The organism is Alkalihalobacillus sp. TS-13 (genome assembly GCF_019720915.1).
Classification (GTDB): Bacteria; Bacillota; Bacilli; order Bacillales; family Fictibacillaceae; genus Pseudalkalibacillus.
The window spans coordinates 3,490,718-3,503,561 of sequence record NZ_JAHKSI010000001.1 but is presented as its reverse complement, the minus strand read 5'-3'; the positions used below and the strand labels follow the sequence as shown (position 1 = coordinate 3,503,561).

12 protein-coding genes and 3 tRNA genes are annotated in these 12,844 nt (G+C 40.9%); 14 read left to right on the top strand and 1 reads right to left on the bottom strand.

From position 1 onward, the window contains the following. Positions 1-103 precede the first annotated feature (103 nt). The 3 genes from rpsF to rpsR are packed head-to-tail and all read left to right on the top strand — an operon-like array spanning position 104 to position 1,228. Positions 104-394: a 30S ribosomal protein S6 gene (gene rpsF, locus KOL94_RS16640; RefSeq protein WP_221567497.1), complete on the top strand. Its 291-nt coding sequence runs from the start codon at positions 104-106 to the stop codon at positions 392-394. Between the two features lie 17 nt (positions 395-411). After that, positions 412-945, top strand: a complete 534-nt coding sequence (gene ssb / locus KOL94_RS16635) for a single-stranded DNA-binding protein (protein ID WP_221567496.1) — start codon at positions 412-414, stop codon at positions 943-945. A gap of 55 nt (positions 946-1,000) precedes the next feature. Next, positions 1,001-1,228 carry a 30S ribosomal protein S18 gene (gene rpsR / locus KOL94_RS16630; RefSeq protein WP_221567495.1) on the top strand — a complete coding sequence of 76 codons (228 nt, stop codon included), beginning with the start codon at positions 1,001-1,003 and terminating at the stop codon, positions 1,226-1,228. 237 nt (positions 1,229-1,465) lie between these two features. Here rpsR and KOL94_RS25330 read toward each other — a convergent pair whose 3' ends face one another. Continuing rightward, positions 1,466-1,690, bottom strand: coding sequence for a hypothetical protein (locus tag KOL94_RS25330; protein ID WP_260412355.1), 225 nt, complete (start codon positions 1,688-1,690; stop codon positions 1,466-1,468). 458 nt (positions 1,691-2,148) lie between these two features. Here KOL94_RS25330 and KOL94_RS16620 point away from each other — a divergent pair, with 458 nt between their 5' ends. From KOL94_RS16620 to yycF, 11 genes are all read left to right on the top strand, one after another. After that, positions 2,149-2,862, top strand: a complete 714-nt coding sequence (locus tag KOL94_RS16620; protein ID WP_260412354.1) for a Type 1 glutamine amidotransferase-like domain-containing protein — start codon at positions 2,149-2,151, stop codon at positions 2,860-2,862. A 214-nt stretch (positions 2,863-3,076) separates the two neighbouring features. Then, positions 3,077-4,012, top strand: coding sequence for a YybS family protein (locus KOL94_RS16615; protein WP_221567494.1), 936 nt, complete (start codon positions 3,077-3,079; stop codon positions 4,010-4,012). Between the two features lie 12 nt (positions 4,013-4,024). Continuing rightward, positions 4,025-5,998, top strand: coding sequence for a DHH family phosphoesterase (locus KOL94_RS16610; protein WP_221567493.1), 1,974 nt, complete (start codon positions 4,025-4,027; stop codon positions 5,996-5,998). Next, on the top strand, positions 5,995-6,441 hold the full coding sequence (rplI, locus tag KOL94_RS16605; protein WP_221567492.1) for a 50S ribosomal protein L9: 447 nt from the start codon (positions 5,995-5,997) through the stop codon (positions 6,439-6,441). Before KOL94_RS16610 ends, rplI begins: the two co-directional genes overlap by 4 nt. Positions 6,442-6,465: 24 nt before the next feature. Continuing rightward, positions 6,466-7,830 carry a replicative DNA helicase gene (gene dnaB / locus KOL94_RS16600; RefSeq protein WP_221567491.1) on the top strand — a complete coding sequence of 455 codons (1,365 nt, stop codon included), beginning with the start codon at positions 6,466-6,468 and terminating at the stop codon, positions 7,828-7,830. A 364-nt stretch (positions 7,831-8,194) separates the two neighbouring features. Next, a complete protein-coding gene (locus tag KOL94_RS16595; RefSeq protein ID WP_221567490.1) occupies positions 8,195-9,481 on the top strand; it encodes an adenylosuccinate synthase in 1,287 nt (428 codons plus the stop codon). Positions 9,482-9,793: 312 nt separating this feature from the next. Continuing rightward, a tRNA-Lys gene (locus KOL94_RS16590) sits at positions 9,794-9,869 on the top strand. A 28-nt stretch (positions 9,870-9,897) separates the two neighbouring features. Further along, positions 9,898-9,973 (top strand) — tRNA-Asp (locus KOL94_RS16585). Positions 9,974-10,148: 175 nt separating this feature from the next. Beyond that, a tRNA-Phe gene (locus tag KOL94_RS16580) sits at positions 10,149-10,224 on the top strand. Between the two features lie 324 nt (positions 10,225-10,548). Next, complete coding sequence (locus KOL94_RS16575) at positions 10,549-11,937, top strand: M23 family metallopeptidase (protein ID WP_221567489.1); 1,389 nt, start codon at positions 10,549-10,551, stop codon at positions 11,935-11,937. Between the two features lie 197 nt (positions 11,938-12,134). Then, the gene (yycF, locus tag KOL94_RS16570) at positions 12,135-12,842 is read left to right on the top strand and encodes a response regulator YycF (RefSeq protein ID WP_221567488.1); all 708 of its coding nucleotides are present in this window, start codon (positions 12,135-12,137) and stop codon (positions 12,840-12,842) included. Positions 12,843-12,844: the final 2 nt, after the last annotated feature.

Genomic DNA, 12,844 nt, shown 5'->3' with positions numbered 1-12,844 from the left:
TTTTTGCTATAATGAGTCGGTGTGAGTTATTATTGTTTAGATAATTGACTCTCCTTGCTTTTACAAGAGTAAAAGCCGCTAAGACCAAAGGGAGGTGACCGGAATGCGTAGATATGAAATCATGTACATTCTGCGCCCGAATCTAGAAGAGGATGCTAAGAAAGCTGTAAGTGAAAAGGCTCAAAATATCCTCACTGATAACGGTGCTGAAATCGAAAAAGTTGATGACATGGGTAAGCGTCGTCTTGCTTATGAAATCAATGATTTCCGTGATGGCTTCTATACAGTTATGTATGTAAATGCAGAAACTGAAGCTATTAACGAATTTGACCGTCTAATGAAGATCGATGATAGCGTTCTTCGTTTTATGACAATCGTAAACGAACAGCAGTAATTTAAGGAGTGGTTCTGTTGATCAACCGCATTATTCTTGTCGGCCGGCTAACGAAAGATCCGGAGCTGCGTTACACACCGAATGGCGTGGCCGTAGCAAACTTTACACTGGCGGTTAACCGTCCTTTCACGAACCAACAAGGGGACCGTGAAGCGGATTTCATTAATATCGTCGTATGGCGCAGACAAGCGGAAAACGCAGCTAATTTCTTGAAAAAAGGAAGCTTAGCTGGTGTAGATGGCCGTTTGCAAACACGTTCTTACGATAATAATGAAGGTCGTCGAGTGTACGTAACCGAAGTAATGGCAGAAAGTGTTCAATTCCTTGAGCCTAAAGGGTCAGGATCTGGATCAGGTTCATCTAATCAGGGTGGGTATCGTGATCAGGATAATCCTTTCGCTGGACAAGGAAGCCAAGGAGGAGGCTACGGAAATTCTGGTAATCAGAATTTCGGCGGTGGCAATCAGAACCGTAAAAACGACTCTAATGATGATCCTTTCGCAAATGATGGTAAACCAATCGACATCTCAGATGACGATTTACCGTTCTGATGGACATCAACGATCATAAATGAACGATTAACAAAAATGTAAAGGAGGGTTTTGAATGCCTCGTCCAGGACGTAGAAAGCGTAAAAAGGTTTGCTTTTTCACAGTGAACCAAATCACTTACATCGACTATAAGGATGTTGATCTTCTTAAGCGTTTCGTTTCCGAGCGTGGAAAAATTCTTCCACGTCGTGTAACTGGAACTTCTGCGAAGTACCAACGTCAATTGACAAGAGCAATCAAGCGTGCCCGTCAAATGGCATTGCTTCCTTACTCAGCTGAGTAGAAATAATGAAGCGATAGGGTTTTTCAGAGCCCTATCGCTTTTTTTATATTGTTCATTATCTCTTGGACACTGATCCCATCCGTCTCTACATACGGTTGAAAACAGGTGTTTTGAAAAGCCTGGATGCATTTATCTGTTTGCTGGAAACACCAATTGCCCTCTGCTTCACAGCGGAACTTCAGTCTTTCATGAATGGTTTCTTTCCTTGCAGTCAGGCGGAAATGGTAGGTATTCTCATCAATGCCCATCCACTATGTATGCGAAATACAACTCGTTATGAATTGTCATCGCAATAATCAAATCTTTCCCATAAGTCTTTTTTAATAGATCTGTAACTTGAACCGTCAACGTTTTCGAGATCTCGATATCCTGAAAATCATCTGTCTTTTCATGAGGTAACCTGATTTCATCAGTTATGATATTACGGAGCATGTAACCCACTTCTTCAGGATCGTATATCATACAGTTCTCTAATGTTGATGCCAGTTGTTGAGCAATAGAAAGGGAGTTAATTTCGTAGAATCAAGCTCACAAAAAAGTAAAAAATGTGCTTGAGACGTCAACACTTGTCCAAACAGACTTGTCCGTTTTACATACTATGTAGTGTGAGTCAGCTAATCGTTCATGGAATGGAAGCCCCTCATTCTCCTTTAATGAACCCTCCTCCGAAGCTCCAGTGAAGAAGGGTCCTCTATCGCTTGACACACGATAATCATATAACCGGCTTCCAGGCACATGATTCTATTAGCTGCTCCAAGGTAATAATAAATTTTCACCCATATGATGAAGGACTATGTCCATTCTGGGCGGGTCTTTTTTCATTTACCAAGTCATACATCGTGAACCTAATGTATACATATATAAAATTAATTTGAAGGAGATGTGAGCTAAGTATTGAAAGTATCATGTTATAGATTCTAATGAAAAGGATTGAAAAGATGGATACACACATCATTGCCATGGGTGGGGGCGGGTTTTCGATGGAGCCTGATAATCTGCTCATCGACGAATACATTTTGGCTCAGACAGGAAAGGATCGTCCGAAAATCTGTTTTCTCCCGACAGCAAGTGGAGATGCGGATGGTTATATCGAAAGATTTATGCGTTCATTTGAAACCTTATCCTGTATTCCGACGTATCTATCACTTTATAAGCCTCCACGTTCTCTGGAATCATTCGTGATGGAACAAGATATCATTTATGTAGGCGGAGGCAATACGAAGAATTTGCTCGCACTTTGGAAAGAATGGGGACTGGATGCTATCTTGTATCGGGCTTGGAAAAAAGGAATCGTATTAGCGGGACTTAGTGCCGGATCCATCTGTTGGTTTGAAGAAGGATTAACCGATTCATTCCCAGATAAAATTTCACCGATTACATGCTTGGGATTCCTGAGGGGGAGTCATTGTCCGCATTATGATGGAGAGGAAGCACGTCGGCCGGCATTCCATCACTATCTAAAGGCTGGAACCTTAAAGGAAGGAATAGCAGCAGATGATGGGGTTGCTCTTCATTATATAAATGGAAAACTTGAGAATATCATTTCCTCAAGGATAAATACATCTGCTTATAGCTTAATTTTAAAGGATGGGCAAGTGCGAGAAGAAAGGTTAAATCCACAGTTTCTAGGCTAGTATGGACAGTAAGGAATATTTCTTTTCATGCATAAAGTACCTTTTTCATTGTTAGAACTGTTAAATCTGGTTGTTAGTTTTCATAGTGAATTTCGTAGAACTCAACAATAAGAATAACAAAGATTATTGTTTATATGGTAGCCACTAATATTTGAACACGAACTGATAAACCCATACAATAGAAAAGGATTTAAGTTACAGATGAGGTGACATCGTGAATCGAACAAGAGCTTTAACAGAAGGGGCTATACTCGCTTCTCTATATGCTGTATTATTTCTAATAACACTTTTCATACCGGTATTATCCTTATTTACGATTTTTTTACTGTCATTGCCCTATGCGGTCTATACAGTGCGGCACGGGTTGAAGAAAAGTCTGGTTTTTGTGCTCACAACAATGGTACTGACTATCATTTTAGGTACTGTCACTGCGATCAATGTCCCGATTTTGTTTGGCTCAGTCGGAGTAGTCATGGGTCATCTTTACAGGAAGAAGATTTCCGCTTTCGGTCTTTTGGCAGGAGCGGCTTTGACCTACCTGGCGAATTTCATACTAATTTATGTCGTTACTATCCTTTTATTAGAGATCAACTTGATTGATACAATGAAACAATCGATTGAAGAGACGATTGCGCTCACAGAAAAATTCAGTGGTGTAATGGGGGGAGATGCTGAGGCGACCATTCAACAACTGAGGGAACTCGTAGAAATCGTTCCATACCTCATACCAGCATTGTTTGTCATCCTATCGGTGGTGTTTGCCTTAGCATCTATTTTTGTGACCAACCTGATAATGAAGAGGTTCAAAGTTGAAGTTCCGCATTGGGAGCCGTTCAGGAATTGGTCATTTCCAAAAAGCATCATTTGGTATTATCTTGCTACGATTTTGCTTTATATGATGAATCCAGAACAAGGATCCGCCCTTTATATCGTCACGATGAATTTATATATTGTTTTGGAACTCGTTCTCGCTATCCAAGGATTGACATTCATCTATTTCTATTTCTGGGTGAAGAAAAAAGGGAAAACGATACCGGTACTTGTTACCATAAGCCTTTTTATCATACCCGTGGGATTACATGTGGTACGAATCTTAGGTATAATTGACTTAGGGTTTGATTTAAGAAAACGGATAAAGCCTGAAGCGTAGGAGCTGACCATCATGCCGAAGTTTTTTGAAAAGAGATGGCAGGAATTACATATACTTTTATTACTTGTAATTTTAGCTATGTTCATAGGGATCATCACCTATTATAATTGGATAATGGGTATCGTCGCTTTTGTCATACTAGGAGTGACGGTTTATTTTGCGTTGATAAAGGAAATTGAATTCCGCTCGAATATAGAAGATTATATTACTACACTTTCGCATCGGGTGAAAAAAGTTGGGGAAGAAGCCCTGATGGAAATGCCGATCGGGATCATCCTTTATGACGAACAGTATAAAATCGAATGGACAAATCCTTATTTGACGACGATCATTGAACAGGAGTCCTTTATTGGAAATTCGCTTAATCTGATTTCTGAAGAGCTTGTACCCTTCATCAAGGGGGAAGAAAAAGAAGAAATCATTAAGGTGAATAAGCGGAAATACCGTGTTTATCTGAAGAGGGAAGAGCGGCTGTTGTACTTCACGGACGTCACAGAACAAGTGGAAGTGGAAAGGCTTTATGATGAAGAACAAACCGTCATCGGTCTCATCTTTTTAGATAATTATGATGAAGTGACCCAGGGAATGAACGATCAGGTTCGCAGCAACATCAACAGTAAAGTAACCTCAATTTTGAATCAATGGGCGACAGATTACGGTATTTTCCTGAAAGGGACCTCTTCCGAACGATTTATAGCTGTATTGAATCAACGGATATTAGCTGAACTTGAAAAAACAAAATTCGCTTTATTGGATGAAGTGAGAGACCTTACTTCGAAACAGAATATCCCATTGACCTTGAGTATCGGTCTCGGCAGCGGTTCGGCTATGTTACCTGAACTTGGACAGCTCGCACAATCCAGTTTGGATCTTGCTTTAGGACGCGGTGGTGACCAGGTTGCGATCAAGCAGACAAATGGAAAAGTGCGTTTCTATGGCGGGAAAACGAATCCAATGGAAAAACGCACCCGTGTACGTGCACGAGTGATCTCACACGCTCTCACAGAGCTTGTATTGGATAGCGATCAAGTCATAGTGATGGGTCATAAAAACCCGGATATGGACGCTCTGGGAGCCAGTATCGGGATATTGAAAGTAGCAACCATCAACGAAAAGCCATGCAGCGTCGTACTGGATCAGAATGATGTCGATATCGGCATTCAACGATTGCTGGAGGAAATTAAAGAAAAAGAAGAGCTTTGGGAACACTTTGTTACCCCTGAGGAAGCGCTGGAACAGGCTACGCCAAATACACTGCTTGTTGTTGTGGATACCCATAAGCCATCCCTCGTCATTGAAGAGAAACTCGTTAACAAGCTTGAGAAGGTGATCGTCATCGATCATCACCGACGCGGGGAAGATTTCATCGATGATCCGGTACTTGTGTACATGGAGCCCTATGCATCGTCTACGGCTGAGCTAGTCACCGAATTACTAGAATATCAACCAAAACTTAGAAAAATGGAAATCCTGGAGGCAACTGCTTTATTAGCTGGTATTATTGTAGATACGAAGAGTTTCACGTTACGGACGGGTTCCAGGACATTTGATGCGGCTTCTTACTTACGCTCTCATGGGGCGGATACGATTCTTGTACAAAAGTTCCTTAAAGAAGACATCGAGCGGTATGTGAAACGTTCCAAATTGATTGAGAACTCCCACATTTATAAAGGTGGAATTGCAATCGCGAAGGGCCAAGAAGATGAAGAATACGGCCAAGTCCTAATAGCCCAGGCTGCGGATACGCTGCTATCCATGTCTGGGGTATTGGCCTCGTTTGTAATATCAAGGCGTATCGATGATAAAATCAGTATCAGTGCACGTTCTCTCGGAGACGTCAATGTACAGATGATCATGGAAAATCTTGATGGCGGCGGTCATTTGACAAATGCTGCAGCACAATTGGAAGATGCCACGATTGATGAAGCGGAACGACAATTGAAAGAAATCATAGATCAATATTTTGAAGGGGGAGAAGAGGAATGAAGGTTATCTTTATTAAAGATGTAAAGGGTAAAGGAAAACAAGGTGAAGTGAAGAACGTTTCGGAAGGGTATGCACGTAACTACCTATTCCCGAACAACCTTGCGAAAGAAGCGAATAAAGGCAACCTGAAAACACTCGAGAAAAAGAAAGAAAGTGTAAAGAAACAAGCGGAAGAAGAACACCACGAAGCTGTTAAACTCAAGGATGAGTTGGAAAAGCTTACGATTGAACTCTCTACCAAAGCAGGCGAAGGCGGCCGCTTATTCGGCTCAGTCACAAGCAAGCAAATTGCAGCTGAGTTGAAAAAGAAGAACTATAAAGTTGATAAGCGGAAAATCGAACTTTCAGATCCAATCCGGTCGTTAGGATATACGAATGTACCTATCAAACTTCATCCAGAAGTGACAGCTACATTGAAAGTACATGTAACAGAACAGAAATAATTTGAATGAACAGGAGGAAAAGCAATGAGTGATCTTTTCTCAGATCGGATCCCTCCTCATAATATTGAAGCAGAACAGGCAGTCCTTGGGGCTGTCTTTCTAGAACCTGAAGCGTTGACGACTGCAACAGAGCTCCTGATGCCTGAGGATTTTTATCGGGCAGGTCATCAACGAATTTTCTCTGTGATGGTCGATTTATCAGAAAAAGGGGAACCTATTGATCTAGTAACAGTCACATCGGAACTACAGGATCGTAAGCTTCTGGAGGAAGTAGGCGGGGTATCGTATTTAAGCGATCTTGCCAATTCAGTACCAACAGCAGCGAATATTGAATATTACGGGCAAATCGTCGAAGAGAAATCTTTGCTTAGACGATTGATCCGTGCAGCAACAGACATTGCTGCAAACGGCTATTCCCGTGAAGATGAAGTCGAACAGATTTTAAATGAAGCAGAAAAGAATATACTTGCAGTTGCACAACGGAAAAACACTGGTGTATTCAAATCGATAAAAGATGTTCTCGTCCAAGCCTACGATAATATCGAAATGCTCCAAAATAAAAAAGGGGATATTACAGGGATCCCTACAGGATTCGTCGAGCTTGATCGGATCACGGCTGGCTTCCAACGAAATGATTTGATCATCGTTGCAGCACGTCCATCCGTTGGTAAAACGGCTTTTGCGTTGAATATCGCACAAAACGTTGCAACGAAGACGGATGAGAATATAGCAATTTTCAGTTTGGAGATGGGAGCCGAACAGCTTGTCATGCGTATGCTGTGTGCAGAAGGCAACATCGATGCACAGCGTCTCCGTACAGGGGATCTGCAGCCTGAAGACTGGCAAAAGCTCACGATGGCGATGGGAAGCCTCTCAAATGCCGGTATCTATATCGATGATACACCTGGTGTACGTGTTAGTGATATCCGGGCGAAATGCCGTCGTTTAAAGCAAGAAAAAGGCCTTGGCATGATTCTTATCGATTACATGCAATTGATCCTTGGAAGTGGAAAGTCTGGAGAAAACCGACAGCAGGAAGTATCGGAAATTTCACGTTCACTGAAAGGGTTGGCGCGTGAACTTGAAGTACCGGTCATCTCTCTATCCCAGCTGTCGCGTGGAGTGGAATCTCGACAGGATAAAAGACCGATGATGTCTGATATACGTGAATCGGGAAGTATCGAGCAGGATGCTGATATCATTGCTTTCCTTTATCGTGATGATTATTATGATAAGGAAAGTGAAAACAAAGATATCATTGAGATCATCATCGCAAAGCAACGTAATGGGCCAGTCGGAACAGTGGAACTTGCTTTCGTAAAAGAATACAATAAATTCGTCAATTTGGAACGGCGTTTCGATGAGAGTGAAATGCCGCCTGGGGCATAAAGACAGAGCGATTCGAGCGCTCTGTCTTATTCTGTTTGAACGCGAACATTGCTATATTCTCATCGCAGACACATAAATGGGTTCATTTTTGTGTTGAAATCCATGTGCAGGTGAGGAGTCTTGTGTATCACCTGTTGGAAAAAGAGTGAATACCAACAAAAAATGAATAACAAAACCTATGATTATGGAAAAGATAATAACGACGTGTTACAAAAAAAGAAGCATCAGGCTTACTAATGACGAACATATTAAAAAGATATTACATTAATGTTCGGATTTATTGACATTAGTGCGTTAAATTGATACACTTAGCATTGTTTTGAAAGCAATAGACGAACTGTTACATAACCTTGGAGGTGTAAATATGAGTTCTGTTGTTGTAGTAGGTACCCAATGGGGAGACGAAGGAAAAGGAAAAATCACAGATTATTTATCGCAAGATGCGGAAGTTATTGCACGTTATCAGGGCGGAAATAATGCCGGCCATACCATCGTGTTCAATGATAAAAAATATAAACTACACTTGATTCCATCTGGAATTTTTTACGGCAACAAAACGTGTGTCATTGGAAATGGAATGGTGATCGATCCGAAAGCGATCGTGGAAGAACTGAAATATCTTCACAATCAAGGCGTCAGCACAGATAACTTACGGATCAGCAATCGTGCGCATGTCATTCTTCCCTATCATTTAAAACTTGATATTTTAGAGGAAGAAAGCAAAGGCGAAAACAAAATCGGTACAACGAAAAAAGGGATCGGGCCTGCATATATGGATAAAGCAGCTCGTACAGGTATCCGAATCGCAGATCTTCTGGATAAGGAAGAATTCGCAGAAAAACTTGAGCGTAATTTACGCGAAAAAAACCGATTATTTGAAAAAGTATATGAAGTTGAGGGATTGAAATTAGAAGACATCCTCGATGAATACTATGAATATGGTCAGCAAATTGCAAAATACGTGACCGACACTTCAGTTACCTTGAATGATGCACTTGATAACGGGCGCCGGGTCCTTTTTGAAGGAGCTCAAGGTGTCATGCTTGATATTGATCAAGGAACATATCCATTCGTCACATCATCCAATCCCATAGCTGGTGGAGTTACGATTGGTTCAGGTGTGGGACCATCAAAGATCCATCACGTTGTCGGTGTATCCAAAGCGTACACCACACGAGTTGGAGATGGACCATTCCCGACAGAACTTCATGATGAAACCGGAGACCAGATCCGTGAAGTCGGTAATGAATACGGAACGACTACAGGACGACCAAGACGTGTAGGCTGGTTTGACAGTGTAGTTGTCCGGCATGCACGACGTGTAAGTGGAATTACGGACTTGTCACTGAACTCGATTGATGTTTTGACAGGTATCGAAACGTTGAAGATCTGTACAGCGTATCAATATAAAGGCGAAGTGATGGAAGAGTTTCCTGCAAGCTTGAAAGTGTTGGCAGAATGTGAACCTGTTTATGAAGAAATGCCAGGTTGGACAGAGGACATCACAGGGGTACGTTCATTAGACGAACTTCCAGAAAACGCACGTCACTATATTGAACGGATTTCACAATTAACAGGAATTCCATTGTCGATTTTCTCAGTAGGTCCAGATCGTAAGCAGACGAATATGGTAAGAGGCGTATTTGCATAATCACAGAAAATTATTTTTCTTGAAATTTCAACCAGGTATCCAAAAGGATACCTGGTATTTTTGTGTCATAGGTAGTGGGAGAGCGAAATATTTCCAGATCTTGTCGCCCCGTTGGTTTCCGTTGATAAATTATAAGGGGATGACACATCAAAATTCTCAATTATGAACAATAAATAAAAGTACGACAAAACTTGTCGAATTTTTATTGTATTTTACTAGATTACATGATACTATTTATTTTGTTGTCCTGACGCAGCCTACAACGGAAGGATGCACGTGTAGAGGAAAGGACACAGGGTGAATATGCTACGAGAGCCATTAGCTCAGTCGGTAGAGCATCTGACTTTTAATCAGAGGGTCGAAGGTTCGAGTCCTTCATGGCTCACCATTTCTTTTGTAGGGACTCTAAATTATAAGGACCCGTGGTGTAGGGGTTAACATGCCTGCCTGTCACGCAGGAGATCGCCGGTTCGAATCCGGTCGGGTCCGCCATTTAAATACCTCATAAATAACGGACAAATTCATACTTCCAATATGGCTCGATAGCTCAGTCACGAGCGGTTCATCGTTGAAGGATCAGCGAGTTGTCCCGACGCAGAAACAGCGTCAGCATTAACTTGTAGAGAAAGGGACAGGGAACCGACGGACAATTTCATACTTCCAATATGGCTCGATAGCTCAGTCGGTAGAGCAGAGGACTGAAAATCCTCGTGTCGGCGGTTCGATTCCGTCTCGAGCCACCATTCACAATCATGCATGAAGCTTTTATCATGCTTTTTTTATTGCATTTTTTTACACCCATCACCAAATATACCCATAAACTGGAAAGGTTTTTACGATAAGGCTACATTTTCATTACAATATTATGTAATATATTGTCGGATTTTTTAGATATATGATAAAGTTTATAGCGGTGTCAACTCTTTAAATAGATAGAAAGTCATGTTATCAAATGACTAAATAAAAGGAAAATACATAGTAGGAGGCGACAAAAGGATTTGGGTATGGGGAATAGTAGGATTAATAGATCTAGAAATTGGCGGAAGCAAAAATTCGCTTTACAGACAGTGTTAGTAATTGTATTTGGGTTTTTAGGTTTCACTGCTACTACTTACGCATCAGACGATCGCTTTGAACTGATCAAAACGGTTTACCATGTGTATGTGGATGGTGAGAATATTGGACTTGTAAATGAGAAGAGTGTCGTAGAAGACATTAAAAGAGATATTCAAAAGAAAGCTGAAGATCGTTTCAAGGATGTACAGGTGACTGTGAACGAAAATGTTCAGTACGTTCCTGAAAGAATCTTCAACCCTGATGTAAATCATGCATCCATCAAACAAAAACTTGAAGACCGGTTTACTATTGGCATTCAAGGTGTGAAAATATCATTTGAGGGAAATACACTTGGCTACTTCAAGAACGAGGAAGAAGCTCAACAAGTACTCCGTGACATAAAGCTAGAATATACAGATGAAAAAACACTCGATCGATTGGAAAAAGAAGATAGTGATGAAAAGAAAGAAGATACAAAAAAAGAGGATAAAGTTCTAAGTGTCTCCTTCGACCAAAAAGCAAACATTGACCCAGTGAAAGTAAAATCACATGAGCTGACGGATCCTGATGATGCTTTATCTCGTTTTGAAAAAGGAACTCTGGAAAAACAGAATTATGAAGTTAAAAAAGATGATACGATCGGATCTATTGTAAAAAAATTCGATCTCAATCAGGAAAAATTATATGAGTTGAATCCTAAGCTGAATAAAGAGGATAAAGTGAAAGAAGGACAAGAACTGATCGTATTGGCTTACGAGCCCTATGCTCAAGTAATCGTCAAAGAAAGATTGACGAAAAAGTATACGATCGATCATGAAACAGATGTAAAAGAAGACGATTCACTTCTGAAGGGCAAAACAAAAATCAAACAAAAAGGTAAAGATGGCAAGAAGAGTGTTCAATATGCCATTACAAAAACAAATGGAAAAGTGACTGATGAAAAAGTGCTGGATAAGAAAATCCTTTCTGAACCAGTAAAAGAAATTAAGCTTAAAGGTACGAAAGAGATTCCGTCCCATGGGACAGGGTCATTTCACTGGCCGACTGTCGGAGGAAAAGTCACCAGCCATAAAGGACAACGTTGGGGAAGGGATCATAAAGGAATTGATATTGCAGGACCAAGCAATCGTTCCATTCTTGCTGCAGATAATGGGAAAGTCGTATCTGCAGGCTTCACAACTGGTGGATATGGAAATAAAATCGTGATCAACCACAATAACGGGTTCAAAACGATATACGCTCATCTTGCTTCGATAAGTGTATCTCCAGGAGAAACTGTCAAAAAAGGACAAAAAATTGGAGTAATGGGCTCAACAGGAAATTCAACAGGCGTTCACCTTCATTTTGAACTTTATAAAAACGGTGCGCTGCAAAATCCACTGAATTATGTCAGTCAATAATCAATCACCTCTGGCAGGTAATCCTGCTGGAGGTTTTTGTATAAATAAGATAAAAAAGTGTAAATTTCCTCATTACCGTATTGTGTGGTAAAATAAGTGAAAACTATGAAAACAAAAAATAACGAAATACATGAAATTGAATTGGTTTTAACTTACCTTTAAAGAAAGTTTCTTTATATGAAAAGGAGACCAAGTATATGGATAAGAAAATCTTAGTTGTAGATGATGAAAAGCCGATTGCAGATATTTTACAATTCAATTTAGAAAAAGAAGGATTTGAAGTTGTTTGTGCTTATGATGGTGCAACCGCACTTGAAAAAGTAGAAGAAGAAATGCCGGATATGATTCTTCTTGATATCATGCTTCCACAAAAGGATGGCATGGAAGTTTGCCGTGAACTTCGGAAAAAGTATGACATGCCGATCATCATGCTCACAGCAAAAGATTCTGAAATTGATAAAGTTTTAGGATTAGAGCTTGGCGCAGATGATTACGTGACAAAACCGTTCAGTACGCGCGAACTCATCGCCCGTGTGAAAGCGAACATGCGCCGTCATCAACAAGAAGGTGAGCGTGAAGGCCTTGATGGTACCAGTGAAATTAAGATTGGTGCGTTGACGATCCATCCTGAAGCCTATCTTGTCACAAAGCGCGGGGAAACGATCGAGTTGACTCATCGTGAATTTGAGTTGTTGCATTATATGGCGAAACATACAGGACAAGTCATGACCCGTGAACATCTGCTTCAGACGGTGTGGGGATATGATTATTTTGGTGATGTTCGTACCGTAGACGTAACCGTTCGTCGTCTTAGAGAAAAAGTGGAGGACAATCCGAGTCATCCGATGTGGATCATCACAAGACGAGGAGTAGGGTATTACCTAAGAAATCCAGATCAGGAGTAATT